Genomic DNA, 18,661 nt, shown 5'->3' with positions numbered 1-18,661 from the left:
CTCCCTGGGAAGTTGGTAGCTGTCACTCATGGCGCAGCGCGTCGATCGGGCGCAGGCTGGCCGCGCGGTTGGCGGGGTAGCTGCCGAAGAACAGGCCGATGGCGACGGCGATGCCGAAGGCGCCGTAGACGGACTCCGGAATCACCACCGGCTTGATGCCGACGATGGTGAAGTGCGCTCCGATGAGTGCCGCGACGACCCCCAGTCCACCGCCGATCAGTGACAACAGGGTCGACTCGGCCAGGAACTGGCCCAGGATGACGCCCTTGGGCGCGCCGATGGCCTTGCGGATGCCGATCTCCCGGGTCCGCTCGGTCACCGTCACCAGCATGATGTTGGTGATCCCGATCCCGCCGACCAGCAGCGAGATCGCCGCCACCGTGCCGAGCAGGACGGTCAGGGTCTGGGTGCTGGAGGAGCGGGTGGCGAGCAGCGTGGTCTGGCTGCTGACCCGGAAGTCGACGGCCGAGGCGCTGGTGATGTCGTGGGTGCCCATCAGGATCGTGGTGATCTCGTTGGTCGCCTGGGTGGTGGTGGAGGCCGAGGTGGCCTCCACCAGGATCTGGCTGAGCGAGCCGAAGCCGGTGAAGGCGTTCTGCACGGCCGGCAGCGGCGCGATGATCGTGTCGTCGGGGTCGTTGAAGCTGCTGGAGCTGGAGCCCTTGGTGGCCAGCTCGCCGACCACGGTGAACGGGGTCCCGCCGAGGGTGATCGTCTTGCCGATCGGGCTGGCCGTGCCGAACAGGTCGGTCGCGGTGGTGGAGCCGATCACGCACACCTTGCGGGAGTTGAGGACGTCCTCGTCGCTGAAGTAGTCACCGGTGGTGACCTTGCTGTTGGACGCCTCGAAGTAGGCCGGGTAGGTGCCGATCACCGAACTGACGCTGTGCGAGACGCCGTTGTAGATGGCCGTCTGCGAGGTGGTGACCTCGGGGGCGACGCCGGCGATGTCCGGCGCCTGGGCCGTGTCGGCCAGCGCCTTGGCGTCGGCCACCGTCAGCGGCTGGATGGCGGTCGCGGTGGAGGTCGCCGAGGAGGTCCCGGAGGTCACCGTGAGCGAGTTGGTGCCCAGCGCGTCGATGGAGTTCACCACGGCCTGCTCGGAGCCGTTGCCGACGGCGAGCAGCAGGATGACGGCGGCGACGCCGATCAGGATGCCGAGCATGGTCAGCCCGGAACGGACCTTGTTGGCCGCGAGTCCGCCGACGGCGAAGCGCAGTGTCTGGAGCGGGTTCACCCCTGGACTCCAATCTGTGCCTGTCCCTGGACGTGCAGGGAGTTCTCGGCGAAGAGGTCGGGGTCGAGCAGCGCCGGCGGCGGGCCGACGACCGGTGCCTGCCGGACGTCGGACTGCACCCGGCCGTCGACCAGCCGGACGATCCGCTTGGCGTGCCGGGCGACCTCGTCCTCGTGGGTGATCAGGACGACGGTTCGGCCGGAGGCGTTCAACCGGTCGACGATCGCCAGTACGTCGTCGGTGGAGCGGGTGTCCAGGTTGCCGGTCGGCTCGTCCGCCAGCAGCATCGCCGGGGCGGTGACCAGCGCGCGGGCCACAGCGACGCGCTGCTGCTGGCCACCCGAGAGCTCGTTGGGACGGTGGTCCGCCCGGTCGGCCAGGCCGACCAGGGTCAGCGCCGCCAGCGCCCGCCGCCGCCGCTCCGCGGCCTTCACCCCCGCATAGGCGAGCGGAAGCTCGACCTGGGCGATCGCCGTGGTCCGCGGCACCAGGTTGAACGACTGGAAGATGAACCCGATCTTGCGGTTCCGCACCAACGACAACTGGTGCTCGTCCAGACCACCGACATCGATCCCGTCCAGCAGGTACCGACCCGAGGTCGGCGCGTCCAGGCAGCCCAGGATGTTCATCAGCGTCGACTTGCCCGAACCGGAACTACCCATGATCGCCACGAAGTCGCCGACATGGATGCTGAGGTCGACGCCGTGCGGCTCGCCCCGGGAGTCCAGCGGGCCGGACAGCGCGTGGACCGCCGCCTCGCCCTCGCCGTAGGACTTGACCAGCCGCTGCACGGTGATCACCGGGACCGGGCCGCCCGCCGGCCGGCCCGGCCGACCGCCGGACTCGACCGCAGTGGCCGCCTCGGCCGCGGCTGCGCGCCGGCGCAGGGCCGGCAGGGCGTGGCTCATCCTCGGCCACCCCCGGTCAGGCCGCTGCCGACGCCGCCGCCACCGGCGCGCCCGCCACCGGCACCGCCGGGGAACCCGCCGCTCGGGAAGCCGTTGCTGCCGCCGGCCGAGACCACCGTCAGCACGACCTTCTGACCGAGCGTCAGCCCACTGACGATCTGCACGTCGGTGTTGCCCTGGACCCCGACGACCACGTTCTGCCGGGTGGTGGTGCCGTCGGCGCTCTGGATGGTGACGGTGCTGGCGGCACCGGTGCCGGTGATCGCGGTGGTCGGCACGTAGAGCGCGTTGTCCGCCTCACCGGTGGTCACCTGGACGCTGGCGCTGAGGCCGGTACGCAGGTTGGTGGTGTCGCTGGTGATGGCCAGCAGCGCCGCGTACTGCACCGCGCTGGAGCCGGAGGAGGAGCCGGAGGAGCTCACCGGCAGCGAGCTGATGGACAGCACCTTGGCGTCGAGCGTGCTGCCGGACACCGCGTTCAGGCTGACCGTGGCGGACTGTCCGGCCTGCAGCTTGAGTGCGTCGGCCTCGGAGAAGTCCGCGCTGACCTCCATCCCGGTGGGGTTGGTGATCACCACGAAGCCGGTCGGGGTGCCGGAGGTGGAGGAAGAGGAAGAGGAGGAGGAGCCGCTGCCCCCGGAGTTGCCGCCGCCGGAGCCGCCGGCCGTGCTGGAACCGCCGGAGCCGGAGACGGTCTGGCCGACCGCGCCGGCGACCGAGGCGACCGTGCCGCTGACCGGCGCGGTGATGACCGTGCCGGCCACCGCGCGCTGGGCCGCGTCGACCGCGTTCTGGGCCTCGGTGACCTGCTCCTCGGCGTCGGCCAGCTGCACCGGGTTGACGGTGGGCGTGGCGCTCGGGGTGGCGGCGTCCTCGACGAACGAGGCCGGCTGGGCCTGCACCGCGTCGGTCGAGTTCGAGGAACTGCCGGACGCGCTGGCCGTGGCAGTGGGCTTGGGACCGCCGGAGCGGTGGCCCGTGGGCGAGGCGCTCGGCTTGGCGGAGGCGCCGGGGCTGGGCGAGCGGCTGTAGGAGGCCGAGGTGGTGGGCGTCGTGTTGCCCGAACCGCCGTTGCCGCTGTTACCGCCGGAGTTGCCCGAACCGCCGTTGCCGCCATTGCCGCCGTTGCCGCCGGAGTTGCCCGAAGCGGCGGAGACCGAGGCGTTGCCCTCCTCCACACTGGTCAGGTTGGCCTGGGCCGAGGCGAGCGTGGCCTGGTCGGTGCTGAGCGTCTCGTTGGCGCTCGTCGGGTCGACCTTCGCCAGTACCTCACCGGCCGTGACCTTGTCGCCCGGGGCGACGTCGACCTCGGTCAGCGTGCCGCCGGTGACGAAGCTGACGCCGGCGTTGGACGGGGACACCAGCGAGCCGGAGCCGGAGACCTGGGCCGTGACCGTGCCCTGGGCGACGGTCGCCGTCTTCACCGTGGTCTTGGCGGTGGTACTGCCCTCGTTCACCGCCGCATACGCGGCACCTGCGCCCGCCACCAGCACAAGGCCGAGTACGGAATTCAACAGGACGGCCCTGCGCCGCCGTGGAAGCACCTTCATAGCGCCACAGCCTGAACCGGCCGACCTACCGGAGCCTGACACACATCTGGGAGTTCCCTGGGAGTGCGAGCGCCCGGGGACTTCCAGCAACTTGGACATAAAGCCCGAACCGGGGCGTCATTAACACCTCCACCACATGACGCACCTAGCAACTCACAGGAAGTCCGCAGTCATCGGTCAGGGGTCCTCCACCCCTGTGCGGTTGGGTCTTCCTCTAGTGGTGGTGTGCTCCCCGTACCCACCACCACGGCACACCAGCCACCCGCAACCGTACGGAGGAACCACCGGTCATGATCAACAGCCTCAGCAGGACGACGGCCCATCGGGCTCTCGCGGCAGCCGGCCTCCTCGCGTCGGGAGCAATGCTGCTCACGGCCTGCTCGTCCAGCTCCAGCGCCACCGCCACCGCCGCCTCGAGTGCCGGCGCCTCGGCCAGCTCGGCCGCCGGCAACGGCATGGCCGCCTACCGGACCTGCCTCAGCCAGCACGGCGTGACCCTGCCCTCGGGCCGCCCGAGCGGCAGCTTCAGCCACAACCCCAACGCCCCCCGCCCCAGCCACAGCGGCGGGTACGGCGGCGGCTACGGCGGTGGTGGCTACGGCGGCTACGGCGGCGCTTCGGCCAACCCGAGCACGGCAGCGGCCATGCAGGCCTGCGCCTCGCTCCGGCCCAAGGGAGGCGGCTTCGGCGGCGGCAAGGGACTCGGCGGCACCGCGCTGGCGGCCTTCACCAGCTGCATGAAGGACAACGGGGTCACCGTCAACGCCGCCGGCCTGGGCGCGCTGCTGAAGAGCACCGACGCGAAGACCGTGGCAGCCCTGAAGGTCTGCAAGCCGCTGCTGCCGACCCGTGGCGGCAACGGGGCCCCCTCACCCTCGCCGAGCGCCTGACGGCCCGACGGCACGGCAGCACGACCCGCAGGGGCGGTACCGGAGATTTCCGGTACCGCCCCTGCTCGTTCGGCGGCGCGACCTGTCAGCCGGTGCCGGTGCCGGTCTCGGTGACACTGGTCGCCGCCAGGTCCCCCGAGGAGTCCGGCACCCCCCGGACCGTGACCGACCGGCCGACCTTCAGCTCGGCGACCGTGCCCGCGCCGTTCACCAGCACCGGGGTGGACTTCCCGGTGACGACCTTGACGACGGTGCCCGAGGACTCGGTCAGATAGATGGTGTCGCCGTCCACCAGCAGCACCGTGCCGGTCGTGGCGCCGCCACCGGCAGCCGTGCCGGTGCCCGAGCCCGCCGCACCGCCGGCGCCGCCGGAAAGGCCGCCGGCGCCCGCCGCCGCCCGGGCCGAGGCGAAGGCCGTGGCGGAGAAGGACCGGCCGCCGCTGCCGTCCGGGCTCTGCCGGTGCTCCGTCAGCGCACCCGCCGTGAAGCCGACCGCCGCGACGATCCCCGCGCACAGCAGCAGCGTCGTCCACGGTCGCCTGCGGTACCTCACTGCTCCGCCTCCCGCCTCGGCACCCGCCCGGCCGCCAGGTCCGGCTCTTCGCGCCGCACATGGAGCGAGTGCTCGGCGAAGTCCGGGTCGGCCATCGACGGCGGCAGCCCGTCCAGCGGGGCCTGCCGGACGTCCGCGACGATCCGGCCGTCGACCAGCCGGACGATCCGCTTGGCGTGCCGGGCGACCTCGTCCTCGTGGGTGATCATCACCACGGTCCGGCGGGCGGCGTTCAGCCGGTCGATGATCATCAGCAGCTCGTCGGTGCTGCGGCTGTCCAGGTTGCCGGTCGGCTCGTCCGCCAGCAGCATCGCCGGGGTCATCACCAGCGCCCTGGCCACCGCCACCCGCTGCTGCTGGCCACCGGAGAGCTCGTTCGGCAGGTGCTCGGCCCGGTCCAGCATCCCCACCAGGCTCAGTGCCGCCAGCGTCCGCAGCCGCCGCTGCTCCGCCCGCACCCCCGCGTACGCCAGCGGGAGCGCGACCTGGTCGAAGGCGTTCATCCGGGGCACCAGGTTGAAGGACTGGAAGATGAACCCGATCCTGCGGTTCCGCACCAGCGACAGCTGCTGCTCGTCCAGGTAGCCGACGTCGGTGCCGTCCAGCAGGTAGCGGCCCGAGGTCGGGGCGTCCAGACAGCCGATGATGTTCATCATGGTCGACTTGCCCGAACCGGAACTGCCCATCACGGCCACGAAGTCACCTGCCTCGACCGTGAGATCGACCCCCAGCGCCGCGCCCGTTCCCGGGTCCAGCGGCCCGCTGAGGGCATGCACCACGGCATCCCCGATGCCGTAGGTCTTCACCACCGCCTGTAACTCCACCACCGGTACTACAGGCGGTGGCAGTTCGGGGGGCGGCACGGGGGCCGGGGCGGCCGCAGGATCCTGCGGGCCGCCCGGGTCCCCCGGTGCCGTCGGGCCTCTTCGGCGCAGCGACGGCAGCCGGGGGGTCATCCCCGCCCACCCCCTCCGCCGAATCCGCCGCCGCCACCGGCCCTTCCGCCGCCGGCGCCGCCGCCGAAGCCGCCGCCACCGGCCCTTCCACCGAAGCCGCCGAAGCCGCCCGAAGTCGTGGTCACGGTCACCTGCACCTTCTCCCCATCGGTGAGCCCGCTGACGATCTGCACATCGGTGTCACCGGCCAGACCCACGGTGACGCTCTGGGACGTGGTCTTGCCGTTCGCGCCGACCACGGTCGCCAGCCGGGTGGTGCCGGTCCCGGTCAGCGCTGCGGTCGGCAGGTACAGCGCATTGTCCACCTCGCCGGTCAGAACCGAAACAGTCGCGCTCAGACCGGTGCGCAGACCACTGGTGGGGCTGGTGATGGAGAGCAGCGCGGCGTACTCGACGGTGCCGGAGGAGCTCACCCCGGAGCCGCTCACCGGCAGCGAACCGACCGACAGCACCTTGGCGTTGACCTCGGTGCCGCTGGCGGTGACAGTGACCGTGGCGGACTGCCCGGCGACCAGCTTCAGCGCGTCGGCCTCGGCGAAGTCGGCCTCGACCTCCATCCCGGTCGGGTTGGTGATCACCACGAAGCCGGTGGGCGCGGTGCCCGCGCTGGTGGTGGTGGAGTTGCCGCCGCTGGACACGCTGGAACCGACCTTGCCGGCCACCGAGTTGACGACCCCGGAGATCGGCGCCGTCAGTACTGTTCCGGCCACGGCGGCCTGGGCGGCGGTGACCGCGTTCTGTGCCGAGGTGACCTGGGACTGGGCCTGGGTCAACTGGTCGGCGTTGACGGTCGGGGTGCTGGTGACGCCGTCGGTGGTGGTCGCCGTCGGGTTCTCCACCTGGTTCAGGTTGGCCTGCGCGGCGGTCAGCGCGGCCTGGTCGGTCGTCAGGGTGGCATCGGCGGCGGTGGGGTCGACCTTGGCCAGCACCTCGCCCTTGGTGACCTTCTGGCCCGGCTGGACGTCGACCTCGGTCAGCGTGCCGCCGGTGGTGAAGTTCACCCCGGCGTCGCTGGGCGAGTACAGGGACCCGCTGCCGGTCACGGTCGCCAGCACCAGGCCCTTGGCGACGGTGTAGTCGGTGGTGCCGGTCGTCGTCTTGGGCGTGCTCGACGAGGTCTTCACAGCGGCGTAGGCCGCTCCGGACCCGGCCACGAGGAGCACGGCGAGAACGGAGTTCAGCAGAGCGGCCCTGCGCCGCTGGGGGAGCACCTTCATAGCGAGTCATCGTGATCGGCTCCCCGGACGAAGCCCTGGGAGGATTCTGGGAGCCCGCTGGGAGCGGCCGCCCGCCCGGGCCGCCATCGACCGAGGCCCGAGCGGTCCGTGCAGGCCGCAGCCGGTGCCGGGCGGGTCCGGGGGCCTCCGGAATCCCAGCGAACTCCCAGGGATTTGCGAGTCCGCCGCCATCTGCGCGGAGGCCCCGGACCGCGGCCGGGCGTCCCCGGTCAGCCCTCGGCGACGCTGGTGGCGGCGAGGTCGCCGGAACTGTCGGCCGTGCCCTCGACGGTGACGCTCTGCCCGGGCAGCAGCGCGCTGGTGCCGACGTCGGTCGACTTGGTGATCCTGGTGGAGCTTCCGGTGGTCACCTTGACCACGCTTCCCGAGGAGGTGGTCAGGTAGACCGTCGTACCGTCGACCAGCTTCACCGTACCGGTGGTGGCACTGGTTGCGCCCGCGCCGCCCGCCCCTGCCGCCGATCCCGCGCCCGATCCCGCGCCCGACCCCGCGCCCGACCCCGCGCCCGCGCCTGCTGCCGCGCCGCCGAAGCCGCCGCCCTCGGCGCCGGTGGGCGCCCCGCCCTCGCCGGAGCGCGCCGTCCCGCCGCCGAAGCCGCCTCCGGACCGCGCCGAGAAGCCACCGGCGGTGCCGGAGGCAGCCGTGCCGTAGTGCTTCTGGTAGTAGGCCCCGCCGCCGAAGGCCAGGCCGGCCACCATGCCGGCGAACAGCAGCAGGCTCAGCAGCGGCAGCTTGCGGCGCGGCGGCGCGGCCAGCTCGGCCGCGATGTCCAGCGCGTCCGGCGGCTCGGCCAGGATCGCCTCCGGATCGAAGGCGTCGAGGTCGCCGTGGCCCTCGCGGTCTCCGTGGCCCTCCCGGTCGCCGTGGCCCTCGCGGTCTCCGTGGCCGTCACGGTCGCTGCGCTCCGGCACGGTCGGACCGCTCGCGCGGAGCACGGGCAGCCGCGTCGTCGCCTCGACGTCGCTCTCCTGGTGGTCGGTCACCGTCTGCCTCTTCCTGTCCGTGCCCTCGTCGTGGTCGTCACTCATGGCGCAGCGCCTCGATCGGGCGCAGGCTCGCCGCCCGGTTGGCCGGATAACTGCCGAAGAACAGGCCGATGGCCACGGCGACGCCGAACGCCCCGTACACCGAGGAGGGCATGACGACGGGCTTGATGCCGTCGATGGTGAAGTGCGTGCCGAAGAGCGCGACCAGTACGCCGAGCCCGGCCCCGAGCATCGACAGCAGGATCGCCTCAGCCAGGAACTGGCCCAGGATGACGCCCTTGGGCGCGCCGATGGCCTTGCGGATGCCGATCTCCCGGGTCCGCTCGGTCACCGTCACCAGCATGATGTTGGTGATCCCGATCCCGCCGACCAGCAGCGAGATCGCCGCCACCGCGCCCAGCAGCACGGTGAACGTCCTGGTCGTCGACGCCTGGGTGCTCAACAGGCTGGTGGCGCTGCTGATCTGGAAGTCGGCGGCGGAGGCGCTGGTGATGCCGTGCTGGTTCATCAGAATGGTGCTGATCTCCTGGGTCACCGCCGTGATCCGGGACGAGGAGGTGGCCTCGACCACGATCTGGTTCAGCGGGCCGAAGCCCGTGAAGCCGTTCTGGATGGTCGTCAGCGGTGCGACCACCACATCGTCGGCGGAGGTCAGCCCGGTGCTGCCCTTGGTCGCCAGTTCGCCGACCACGGTGAACGGGGTGCTGCCGATGGTGATCGTCTTCCCCACCGGGCTGACCGTGCCGAACAGGTCGGTCGCGGTGGTGGAGCCGATCACGGCGACCTTGCGGTCGTTCAGCACATCGTCGTCGGTGAAGTAGCCGCCCTGGGCGATCTTGCTGTTGGTGGCCTCGAAGTAGGCCGGATAGGTCCCGATCACCGAACTGACACTGTGCGAGATGCCGTCGTGGACCGCCGTTCCCGAGGTGCTGACCTCGGGCGCGATGCCCTTGATGTCCGGGGCCAGGGTGGTGTCGGACAGGGCCTTGGCATCGGCCACGGAGAGCGGCTCGGTGCTGGTCGCGGTGGAGGCCGCGCTGTTGCCGGTGCCGGAGGTGACGATCAGCGCATTGGCGCCGAGCGAGGAGATCGACGCCTTCACCGCGGCGGAGGAGCCGTTGCCGACCGCGAGCAGCAGGATCACCGCCGCGACGCCGATCAGCACCCCCAGCATGGTCAGCACCGAGCGGACCTTGTTGGCGGCCAGGCCGCCGAAGGCGAAGCGCAGGGTCTGGAACGGGTTCACCGCCCACTCCCCAGCGGCGGCAGCGCGACGGCCGCCCGGTTCTGGATGTGCAGCGAGGCCGCCGCGAAGCCGACCGGGTCCAGCAGCGCCGGCGGCGGACCCACCGGCGGTCCCTGGCGCACGTCCTCGTGGATCCGACCGTCGACCAGCCGGACGATCCGCTTGGCGTGCCGGGCGACCTCGTCCTCGTGGGTGATCAGCACGACCGTGCGGCCGGAGGCGTTCAACCGGTCGACGATCGCCAGCACGTCGTCGGTGGAGCGGCTGTCCAGGTTGCCGGTCGGCTCGTCCGCCAGCAGCATCGCCGGAGCGGTGACCAGCGCGCGGGCCACAGCGACGCGCTGCTGCTGGCCACCCGAGAGCTCGTTGGGACGGTGGTCCGCCCGGTCGGCCAGGCCGACCAGGGTCAGCGCCGCCAGCGCCCGCCGCCGCCGCTCCCCGGCCTTCACCCCCTCATAGGCGAGCGGAAGCTCGACCTGGGCGATCGCCGTGGTCCGCGGCACCAGGTTGAACGACTGGAAGATGAACCCGATCTTGCGGTTCCGCACCAACGACAACTGGTGCTCGTCCAGACCACCGACATCGATCCCGTCCAACAGGTACCGACCAGAGGTCGGGACGTCCAGGCAGCCCAGGATGTTCATCAGCGTCGACTTGCCCGAACCGGAACTACCCATGATCGCCACGAAGTCCCCGACCTGGACGGTCAGGTCGACGCCCAGCGCCCGGCCCTCGGCGTCCGTCGGCCCGCGCAGCGCGTGGACCGCCGCCTCACCCTCGCCGTAGGACTTGACCAGCCGGCGGACCGTGATCACCGGCGGCGGCAGCGCCGGCATCAGTTGCCACCGCCCGCGCCGCCGAAGCCGCCCCCGCCGCCACGGCTGCCGCCACCGGCCGAACCGCCCGGGAAGCCGCTGCCGCCGAACCCGCCGCCGGACGAGGTGGAGGTGGAGACGGTGGTCTCCTGGACCTTCTGGCCCAGCGTCAGTCCGCTGACGATCTGGATGCCGCTGGTTCCCTCGATCCCGACCGTCACGCTCTGGGTCTGGGTGCTTCCGTTCGCCTCGACCACGGTGACCGTCCTGGTCGTACCGGTGCCGTTGACGGCCGCCGTCGGCAGGTAGAGGGCGTTCTCGGCGACCCCGGTGTCGACCGAGACAGTGGCGCTCAGGCCGGTGCGCAGCGCGCTGGTGTCACTGGTGATCGCCAGCGTCGCCTCGTACTCGACCGCACTGCTGGAACTGCCGGTGGAACTGCTGCTCACCGGGAGCGAACTGACGGAGACCACCTTGGCGTCGAGGGTGGCGTTGTTCGCGTTCAGGGTGACCGAGGCGCCCTGGCCCTGCACCAGCTTCAGCGCGTCGGTCTCGGAGAAGTCCGCCTGGACCTCCATCCCGGTCGGATTGGTGATCACCACGAAGCCGGTGGGCGTACTGGAGTCGGAGGAGGAGGAACTGCCACTGCCCGCGCTGCTGCCGCCGCTCGAACTGCCGCCGCTTCCCGAACTGCTGCCGGAGACGGTGTCGCCGACCTTGTTGGAGACGGAGGCGACCGTGCCGGCGGTGCCGGCGTAGAGGACGGTGCCGGCGACCGCCGACTGCGCGGCGGTGACGGCCGCCTGGTCCTGGGTGACCTGAGCCTTCGCGGCGGCGACGGCGCTGGCGCTGACGGTGGTCGTGGTGGTGGTCGTGGCTGCGGCGGTCGCGGTCGCGGTCGTCGCGGCGGCGGCCTTGCCGGTCGAACCTGCGGCAGAGCCCGAACCCGCGCCGGCGCCGGTGGACCCGCCGCTGCCGCCGGTCGAACCGCCGCTGCTGACCGTGGTGGTGGTGCCGGCCTCGGCCGAGGCCAGCGTGGCCTGTGCGGAGACCAGCGCCGCCTGCGCCTGGGCGAGGGTCGCGTCCGCGGTCGTCGGATCGACCTCGGCCAGCACCTCCCCCTTGGTGACCTTGTCCCCAGCCTGGACACGGACCGCAGTGACCGTGCCCCCAGTGACGAAGCTGTCGCCCGCGTCCGAGGGGGAGATGAGGGAGCCGGAACCGGAGACGGTGGCGAGCACCGTCCCCCGCTGCACGGTCGCGGTCGTGGTGCTCGCGGTGGACTTGGTGCCGGAACCGCCGGGGCCGACGGCTGCGTAGGCGGCGCCCACACCCGCCAGCAGTCCCAGGGCGAGCAGGGAGTTCAACAGGACGGCCCTGCGCCGTCGCGGAAGCGCCTTCATGCCCGGAGCCTGGCCGCACCGTCAGTCCAGGGGCTGAGGCGAACCTGTGGATCAGCTGGCAATCCGCGCGCGCACCAGGGGCACAGAAGGGGCGGAACACCCATCAGTCGACGCTTGTCCCGCCCCCGGGGTCCGATCGCTGCCAGGAACCCCTTATGGTCCCGACAGCCTCCCGCTAACTCGCAGCTCCGCCAGCCTCGGAGCCCCTTGGCCTCAGAGCTCCTTGCGGAACCGCTCCGCCGTCTGCAGGAAGAGGTCGTTGCCCTCCGACTCGCCGATGGTGATCCGGACGCCCTCGCCGGCGAACGGCCGCACCGCGACCCCCGCCTCGGCGCAGGCCGCCGCGAAGTCCATGGTCCGCTCGCCCAGCCGGAGCCAGACGAAGTTCGCCTGCGCCTCGGGCAGCGTCCAACCCTGCTCGGTGAGGGCGGTGACGACCCGGCCGCGCTCCTCGACCAGCGCCTGGACCCGCTCCAGCAGCTCCGGTTCGGCCCGCAGCGAGGCGACCGCCGCGTCCTGTGCGAGCTGGCTGACGCCGAAGGGCACCGCGGTCTGCCGCAGGGCCCGGGCGACCGGCTCGTGCGCGACGGCGAAGCCGACCCGCAGCCCGGCCAGGCCGTAGGCCTTGGAGAAGGTGCGCAGCACGCAGACATTGGGACGGTCCCGGTAGAGCTCGATGCCGTCCGGCACCTCGTCCGCCGCGTCGCCGACGCCGTTGCGGACGAACTCGCCGTAGGCCTCGTCCAGCACCACCAGGACATCGGCCGGCACCGCGTCCAGGAAGCGTTCCAACTCGCCCCGGCGGACGACCGCCCCGGTGGGGTTGTTGGGGTTGCAGACGATGATCAGCCTGGTCCGCTCGGTGACGGCGGCCAGCATGGCGTCCAGGTCGTGGGTCTCGTCGGCGCGGAGCGGGACCTGGACCGAGGTCGCCCCGTTGATCTGGACGATGATCGGGTAGGCCTCGAAGGAGCGCCAGGCGTAGACCACCTCGTCACCCGGTCCGGCCGTGATCTGGATCAGCGACTGCGCGACGCCGACCGAGCCGGTGCCGGTGGCGATGTGCTCCTCGGGGACGCCGAAGCGCTGCGCGAGCTCGGCGATCAGCCCGCTGCTGCCCATGTCGGGGTAGCGGTTGAGGGAGCCGGCCGCGGCCACCGCGGCCTCCACCACACCCGGCAGCGGCGGGTAGGGGTTCTCGTTGGAGGACAGCTTGAAGGCGGCGCGCCCGTCGGCGGTCCCCCGGGCCGGCTTGCCCGGCACATAGGCGGGAACCCCGCTCAGGGTGTCGCGGAGCTTCGGCCCCTGCTGTCCGTACTGCTGGTCCTTGTCACTCACCGCGGTCGTCCTCCACGTCGTACCTGCACAGCGTCCAGTCGAGATCACCATACGAGCCGATCGGCGATATCTCACCCGTGAGAGTGACATGTGCCGGTGACACCTCGCAGATGCTTCCTCGGCGCCTTCGGCAGCCCATGGACGAAACGCAGGCAGGTGGGCCCAAATGGTCACGCTAGTAGGCACAAAGAGCACAAATGCTCATGGAGAAACGTATCTTCCGCCAACCCACCCAGACCATCCCCAAGCGCCGCTGGCGCGCCCTACCATCGGTGCGACATGACAGCAGCAGCAGCCAACCAGAGCGGCCGACGCCCGACCGGCGCCCGGCGGCTGGAACGCGCCGGGATCAGGGACGTCGCCGCCGCGGCGGGGGTGTCCATCACCACCGTCTCCGACGCCCTCAACGGCAAGGGCCGCCTCCCGGACGAGACCCGCAGCAAGGTCCGCGAGGTCGCGGAAAGGCTCGGGTACCGTCCCTCCGCCGCCGCCCGCACCCTCCGCACCGGACGCTCCGGCCTGATCGGCCTGACCGTTACCACCTACGGCCAGGAGCCCTTCACCTTCACCGAATTCGCCTACTTCGCCGAGATGGCCCGGGCCGCCACCTCGGCGGCGCTCAACCGCGGCTACGCCCTGGTGGTGCTGCCCGCCGCCTCCCGGCACGACGTCTGGAGCAACGTCGCGCTCGACGGCACTGTCGTGATCGACCCCTCCGACCACGATCCGATGGTCGCCGAGCTCTACCGGCAGGGCCTGCCCGTGGTGAGCGACGGCCGTCCGGGCAACTGCCCGGTCACCGCCTGGGTCGACAACGACCACGGCAGTGCCGTGCTGGACATCCTGGAACACCTCACCGAGGCCGGGGCCCGCCGCATCGGCCTGCTCACCGGCACCAGCACCGACACCTACACCCGGCTCAGCACCGAGGCCTACCTCGGCTGGTGCCGCCGGGTCCACCAGGAACCGCTGTACGAGGCGTACCCGGCGCACGACCCCTCGGCGGGAGCGGTGGCCGCCGACCGGCTGCTCGCCCGTCCGGACCGTCCGGACGCCGTCTACGGCCTCTTCGACCCCAACGGTACCGACCTGCTCGCCGCGGCCCGCCGCTACGGGCTGCGCGTGCCGGAGGACCTGCTGCTCGTCTGCTGCAGCGAGAGCGACGTCTACGCGACCACCGAACCGCCGGTCACCACCCTCTCGCTCAAACCCCAGCGGATCGGAACCACGGTGGTGAACCTGCTCATCGATGCCATCGAGGGCGCCAACCTGCCGCACGAGTTCCCCTCCGGACAGATGATGCCCACCGAGCTGATCGTCCGGCAGTCCTCCCAGCGCCGACCGAACCGGATCACCATCAACGCCCCCCGACCACCCGGCGAAACATGAGACCAGGGGCCGTGGATGGACGTGTGGGCCCATGACGTTAACCGGATAAAGACCCGCAAACGGGTGTCATCGACACTCTTTTTCGGCCGCCCCGGGGGTATTGATCCCGCCCAGGTGCGTACAGCGCGAACTGCGGCTTCCTATGATGGGCGAATGACACCGGTGGACCCCTTCGCCCGGCCTGAGCAGCCGGACCCAGGCGCCCGTACGCCTGAAAGCTCCGCCGGGCCGGCGGCCCAGGGCGACGGTTCAGGGTCGTACGACTTTTTCGCCCCGCCCCAGCGGCCCGGGACCGAGACCGAGCCGTATGCCCCCGAACCGTTCGCGGCGGAGCCATACCTGCCGGAGTCCTACCCGCCGGAGTCCTACACGGGAGAGTCCTACGTGCCGGAGCCGGTCGCGCCAGCCACCAACGTCGTCGCCCATGTGCTCGCGCCTGCCGGTGCGCAGCCCTACGACGCGGTACAGCCCTACGACGCAGTGCAGCCCTACGCCACCGAGCCGGGCTTCGCCCCTGAGTCGGGGTTCGCCCCTGAGTCGGCGTTCGCACCCGAACCGGGCTTCGCACCCGATCCCGCGTTCATGGCGGCCCCCGTCTTCCCCCCACCGGCCTACGCCGTCCCGGAGCCCGGTCCCCAGGACCCGCCGACCATGGCGCTGGGTGCGCCGGCCGCACCGGTGCACCGGTTCACGCCCACCCCCACCCTGGTCGAGTTCGCCGTTCCGCCAGCCCCCGAGGGCGACGGGCCCGGACCGCTCTACGTCGTCGGCGACGTCCACGGCTATCTGCAGGCGCTGCTCGACGCCCTGCACGAGGCCGGCATCATCGACGCCGAGGGCCACTGGTCCGCCGGACCGGCCCGGATGTGGTTCCTCGGGGACTTCACCGACCGCGGGCCCGACGGCATCGGCGTGATCGACCTGGTGATGGACCTCGCCCCGCAGGCCGCCGCCGCCGGCGGCTACTGCCGCGCCCTGATGGGCAACCACGAACTGCTGCTGCTGGGCGCCGACCGCTACGGCGACCAGGCCGTGCAGTCCACCGCCGGCACCGCCTCGTTCCTCGCCGCCTGGCGGCTCAACGGCGGACAGCCCTCCGACATGGACCGGCTGCAGGACCACCACGTCACCTGGCTCTCCCGGCTGCCGGCCATGGCCATCGAGGACGACCACCTGCTGGTCCACTCCGACACCACCGCCTACCTGGAGTACGGGGACTCGGTGGACGCCGTCAACGACGCCATCCACGACGTGCTGCAGGGCGACGAGGCCGACGACTGGTGGGAGTGCTTCCGCCGGCTGACCCGCCGCTTCGCCTTCCGCGGCGACGCCGGACCGCAGGCCTGCCACGAACTGCTGGACACCTTCGGCGGCCGGGTGGTGGTCCACGGCCACAGCCCGATCCCCTACCTCCTGGCCGACGGCAGCACCGACGACGCCCCCACCGGCGCCGGCGGCCGACCGGTGACCGGTCCCCATGTGTACGCGGACGGAATGGCCGTGGCCATGGACGGGGGCGTGACCATGGAGGGTCAGGGGCGCCTGCTGGTCGCCCGGCTCCCGATCGGCTGAAACCGGACGACGCCACGTACGCCCGGCGCACGCCGGGCGTACACCTGGAGTCGACACTGCGTCACCTGTGCGTTCGTACGCCCCCGCAGCCGCCCCTGGGCATATACCGGGGTCATCAACTGCCCCACCAGCCGCTGAAATTCCGGAAACAGTCTGTCAACGTGTCAGCAGTCGCCCCTACCATCTAGGCAGAAGCCCCTGACCGAGCCTTCGGGGGAGTGGGTAGAAGACACATGGACAGCGCTCCATACCTGCAGGACCAGGACAGACCCGAGTTCGAGCACATCCTCGGGGAACTTCTGAACCAGGAGGAGATTCGTCTCGCCCTGCGCCGGACCCCCGGCGGCCCCACTGGCGAGCAGCTCCGCAGCCGGGCCTTGCGCGACAGCGTGACCATATCGGCCGAGGTCTCGGCCGAGTACGCCTACTACTGCGAAATCCGCGAGCAGGTGCGCAGCACCGTGCACAACGGCGCCCAGGGGCGCCTCGGCGGGAACGACCCGGCCCAGTGGCAGGCCCCGGAGAGCCCCCTGGACGCGGCCGAACGCGCCGGCTGGGTCCCGCTGCTGGCCGTACTGCTGCCGATCCTCTCGGGGCTCGGCGCCATCGTGATGCTGCTGCTCGGCTATCTGCTCCGGGCCGAACACGTCTCGCTGGGACAGCCCTTGGTCACCGCGGGCTTCGTCTCGGCGGTGTTCTGCGCGACGGCGATCGCCGTCGACATCATCGGACTGCTGCTCACGGCGGCCCGGGACGCGGCCACCCCGCCCAACGGCCGCAGTCCCGAGCTCTACGCGGAGCTCGCCAAGGCCAGGGACTCCTGGCGGGTGGCGCTCCGCGACCACGCGCTGCTGCCGTATCTGCTGGCAGAGTTGGGCGCGGCGGAGCAGCAGGTCGGCGTGGGCTACGGCGCGGCCGCACCGGCCGTCGGCGTCAGCCTGGTCCGCACCCGGCCCCGGCTCGGCTTCTCCAGCCCGGGTTTCACCAGCCCCGGACCGGAGCGGATCACCGACGGACAGGGCCGCGAACTCGAAGCCGATCCCGACGCGGAACCGCACTACTCCAGCCCCGGCTTCACCAGCCCCGGCCCCGAACGCATCACCGACGGACAGGGCCACGAGCTCGAAGCCGACCCCGACGCGGAACCGCACTACTCCAGCCCCGGCTTCACCAGCCCCGGCCCCGAACGCATCACCGACGGTCAAGGCCGCGAGCTCGAAGCCGACCCCGAAGCAGGACCCCACTACTCCAGCCCCGGCTTCACCAAACCGAACTTCACCGCGCCGGACTTCACCAGCCCGGCCTCCTTCGACAGCGGCCGCCCCGCCGTGCCGCCGCGGCGCCCGGCCGGCCGGGCCCGGTCGCGCTTCCTCCCCAACGAGGACGATCTCGATGCCGAGGCCGCCGACCTCAGGGAGGAAGCAGAGCAGGACTAGCGGGACCAGCAGCGGGACCAGGTGCTAGCGGGCGACCGACAGCTCCGCCGCGACCAGCTCCGCGATCTGCACCGCGTTCAGGGCCGCGCCCTTGCGCAGGTTGTCGTTGGAGACGAACAGGGCCAGGCCGTTGTCGGCGGTCTCGTCCGCCCGGATCCGGCCGACGTACGACGGGTCCTGACCGGCGGCCTGGAGCGGGGTCGGCACCTCCGACAGCTCCACCCCCGGCGCGTCCGCGAGCAGCTCCCGGGCCCGCTCGGGGCTGATCGGGCGCGCGAAGCGGGCGTTGACCTGCAGCGAGTGACCGGTGAACACCGGCACGCGGACACAGGTGCCGGAGACCTTGAGCTCGGGGATCTCCAGGATCTTCCGGCTCTCGTTGCGGAGCTTCTGCTCCTCGTCCGTCTCGTTGAGCCCGTCCTCGACGATCGAGCCCGCCAACGGCAGCACATTGAAGGCGATCGGGCGGACGTACTGCTTGGGCTCGGGGAACTCCACGGCCGCGCCGTCGTGGGTCAGCGCACTGGCGCCGGCGCCGACCGCGTCGACCTGGCCCTGCAGCTCGCTGACGCCGTTCAGGCCGCTGCCCGAGACCGCCTGGTAGGTGGCGACGACCAGACCGACCAGACCGGCCTCGTCGTGCAGCGGGCGCAGCACCGGCATGGCCGCCATGGTGGTGCAGTTCGGGTTGGCGATGATCCCCAGCGGCCGGTCGGCGACGGCGTGCGGGTTGACCTCGGAGACCACCAGCGGCACCTGGGGGTGGGAGCGCCAGCCGGAGGAGTTGTCGATCACCACGGCACCGGCGGCGGCGACCTTGGGCGCGAGCGCCAGCGACGCCGTCTTGCCGGCCGAGAAGATGACGATGTCGAGGCCGGTGTAGTCCGCGGTGTCTGCGTCCTCGACCGTGACCGTTCCGTCCTGCCACGGCAGCTCCTTGCCGGCGGACCGGGCCGAGGCGAACAGCCGCAGCTCCGTCACCGGGAAGTCCCGCTCGGCGAGGATCCGACGCACAACGCCACCGACCTGGCCCGTGGCACCCACAATTCCAATCTTCATGGACCCAGAGTAGGCGTCCCCGCGCCCCCGAGGACCCGAATATCCGCTGGCCGGACGGCAGGGGGCGGGGCGTTTCCGGAAGACC

Annotated in this window: 16 protein-coding genes; 4 read left to right on the top strand and 12 right to left on the bottom strand. The window is 71.8% G+C overall.

The features are described from left to right. Positions 1 to 22 precede the first annotated feature (22 nt). Genes BS75_RS21520 through BS75_RS44600 form a run of 3 tightly spaced genes read right to left on the bottom strand, consistent with a single transcriptional unit; the run spans position 23 to position 3,602 of the window. On the bottom strand, positions 23 to 1,237 hold the full coding sequence (locus BS75_RS21520; protein WP_034089422.1) for an ABC transporter permease: 1,215 nt from the start codon (positions 1,235 to 1,237) through the stop codon (positions 23 to 25). After that, the gene (locus BS75_RS21515) at positions 1,234 to 2,145 is read right to left on the bottom strand and encodes an ABC transporter ATP-binding protein (protein ID WP_081982496.1); all 912 of its coding nucleotides are present in this window, start codon (positions 2,143 to 2,145) and stop codon (positions 1,234 to 1,236) included. Before BS75_RS21515 ends, BS75_RS21520 begins: the two co-directional genes overlap by 4 nt. Further along, a complete protein-coding gene (locus BS75_RS44600; protein WP_052440049.1) occupies positions 2,142 to 3,602 on the bottom strand; it encodes an efflux RND transporter periplasmic adaptor subunit in 1,461 nt (486 codons plus the stop codon). Before BS75_RS44600 ends, BS75_RS21515 begins: the two co-directional genes overlap by 4 nt. 383 nt (positions 3,603 to 3,985) lie before the next feature. On the opposite strand from BS75_RS44600, the gene BS75_RS21505 reads away from it, so the two are divergent. Continuing rightward, complete coding sequence (locus tag BS75_RS21505) at positions 3,986 to 4,585, top strand: hypothetical protein (RefSeq protein ID WP_063771480.1); 600 nt, start codon at positions 3,986 to 3,988, stop codon at positions 4,583 to 4,585. 85 nt (positions 4,586 to 4,670) lie between these two features. On the opposite strand, the gene BS75_RS44595 is transcribed toward BS75_RS21505, so the two are convergent. From BS75_RS44595 to hisC, 8 genes are all read right to left on the bottom strand, one after another. Continuing rightward, a complete protein-coding gene (locus BS75_RS44595) occupies positions 4,671 to 5,138 on the bottom strand; it encodes a hypothetical protein (protein ID WP_052069590.1) in 468 nt (155 codons plus the stop codon). After that, on the bottom strand, positions 5,135 to 5,965 hold the full coding sequence (locus BS75_RS21495; RefSeq protein WP_231607852.1) for an ABC transporter ATP-binding protein: 831 nt from the start codon (positions 5,963 to 5,965) through the stop codon (positions 5,135 to 5,137). Before BS75_RS21495 ends, BS75_RS44595 begins: the two co-directional genes overlap by 4 nt. 125 nt (positions 5,966 to 6,090) lie before the next feature. Then, the gene (locus BS75_RS21490) at positions 6,091 to 7,311 is read right to left on the bottom strand and encodes an efflux RND transporter periplasmic adaptor subunit (RefSeq protein WP_034089421.1); all 1,221 of its coding nucleotides are present in this window, start codon (positions 7,309 to 7,311) and stop codon (positions 6,091 to 6,093) included. A gap of 230 nt (positions 7,312 to 7,541) precedes the next feature. Continuing rightward, entirely contained in the window at positions 7,542 to 8,360 is an 819-nt protein-coding gene (locus BS75_RS21485; protein WP_052069589.1) for a hypothetical protein, read from the bottom strand. Next, entirely contained in the window at positions 8,353 to 9,564 is a 1,212-nt protein-coding gene (locus tag BS75_RS21480; protein ID WP_034089420.1) for an ABC transporter permease, read from the bottom strand. The genes BS75_RS21485 and BS75_RS21480 overlap by 8 nt, the downstream gene beginning before the upstream one ends. Next, a complete protein-coding gene (locus BS75_RS21475) occupies positions 9,561 to 10,400 on the bottom strand; it encodes an ABC transporter ATP-binding protein (protein ID WP_042437760.1) in 840 nt (279 codons plus the stop codon). The genes BS75_RS21480 and BS75_RS21475 overlap by 4 nt, the downstream gene beginning before the upstream one ends. Continuing rightward, the gene (locus BS75_RS51545; RefSeq protein WP_042437763.1) at positions 10,400 to 11,782 is read right to left on the bottom strand and encodes an efflux RND transporter periplasmic adaptor subunit; all 1,383 of its coding nucleotides are present in this window, start codon (positions 11,780 to 11,782) and stop codon (positions 10,400 to 10,402) included. The genes BS75_RS21475 and BS75_RS51545 overlap by 1 nt, the downstream gene beginning before the upstream one ends. A gap of 213 nt (positions 11,783 to 11,995) precedes the next feature. After that, the gene (hisC, locus tag BS75_RS21465) at positions 11,996 to 13,120 is read right to left on the bottom strand and encodes a histidinol-phosphate transaminase (protein ID WP_042437765.1); all 1,125 of its coding nucleotides are present in this window, start codon (positions 13,118 to 13,120) and stop codon (positions 11,996 to 11,998) included. 279 nt (positions 13,121 to 13,399) lie between these two features. On the opposite strand from hisC, the gene BS75_RS21460 reads away from it, so the two are divergent. The 3 genes from BS75_RS21460 (at position 13,400) to BS75_RS21450 (ending at position 17,517) form a co-directional block, all read left to right on the top strand. Next, on the top strand, positions 13,400 to 14,509 hold the full coding sequence (locus BS75_RS21460; protein ID WP_034089418.1) for a LacI family DNA-binding transcriptional regulator: 1,110 nt from the start codon (positions 13,400 to 13,402) through the stop codon (positions 14,507 to 14,509). 384 nt (positions 14,510 to 14,893) lie between these two features. Beyond that, a complete protein-coding gene (locus tag BS75_RS21455) occupies positions 14,894 to 16,081 on the top strand; it encodes a metallophosphoesterase (protein ID WP_231607851.1) in 1,188 nt (395 codons plus the stop codon). 233 nt (positions 16,082 to 16,314) lie between these two features. After that, complete coding sequence (locus BS75_RS21450; protein ID WP_034089416.1) at positions 16,315 to 17,517, top strand: hypothetical protein; 1,203 nt, start codon at positions 16,315 to 16,317, stop codon at positions 17,515 to 17,517. A 24-nt stretch (positions 17,518 to 17,541) separates the two neighbouring features. On the opposite strand, the gene BS75_RS21445 is transcribed toward BS75_RS21450, so the two are convergent. After that, positions 17,542 to 18,576: an aspartate-semialdehyde dehydrogenase gene (locus BS75_RS21445; RefSeq protein WP_034089415.1), complete on the bottom strand. Its 1,035-nt coding sequence runs from the start codon at positions 18,574 to 18,576 to the stop codon at positions 17,542 to 17,544. Between the last annotated feature and the right edge of the window lie 85 nt (positions 18,577 to 18,661).

It is taken from the genome of Streptacidiphilus albus JL83, from assembly GCF_000744705.1.
GTDB lineage: Bacteria > Actinomycetota > Actinomycetes > Streptomycetales > Streptomycetaceae > Streptacidiphilus > Streptacidiphilus albus.
Note: the sequence above shows the minus strand (reverse complement) of the source record. Positions and strands in the feature narration are given on the sequence as shown.

What these genes read in the sequence shown, in the direction of transcription:
- BS75_RS21515 (WP_081982496.1), bottom strand. Translation starts at nt 2,145, where the DNA reads ATGAGCCACGCCCTGCCGGCCCTGCGCCGGCGCGCAGCCGCGGCCGAG.
- BS75_RS21505 (WP_063771480.1), top strand. Translation starts at nt 3,986, where the DNA reads ATGATCAACAGCCTCAGCAGGACGACGGCCCATCGGGCTCTCGCGGCA.
- BS75_RS21490 (WP_034089421.1), bottom strand. Translation starts at nt 7,311, where the DNA reads ATGAAGGTGCTCCCCCAGCGGCGCAGGGCCGCTCTGCTGAACTCCGTT.
- BS75_RS21485 (WP_052069589.1), bottom strand. Translation starts at nt 8,360, where the DNA reads ATGAGTGACGACCACGACGAGGGCACGGACAGGAAGAGGCAGACGGTG.
- BS75_RS21475 (WP_042437760.1), bottom strand. Translation starts at nt 10,400, where the DNA reads ATGCCGGCGCTGCCGCCGCCGGTGATCACGGTCCGCCGGCTGGTCAAG.
- BS75_RS51545 (WP_042437763.1), bottom strand. Translation starts at nt 11,782, where the DNA reads ATGAAGGCGCTTCCGCGACGGCGCAGGGCCGTCCTGTTGAACTCCCTG.
- BS75_RS21460 (WP_034089418.1), top strand. Translation starts at nt 13,400, where the DNA reads ATGACAGCAGCAGCAGCCAACCAGAGCGGCCGACGCCCGACCGGCGCC.
- BS75_RS21450 (WP_034089416.1), top strand. Translation starts at nt 16,315, where the DNA reads ATGGACAGCGCTCCATACCTGCAGGACCAGGACAGACCCGAGTTCGAG.
- BS75_RS21445 (WP_034089415.1), bottom strand. Translation starts at nt 18,576, where the DNA reads ATGAAGATTGGAATTGTGGGTGCCACGGGCCAGGTCGGTGGCGTTGTG.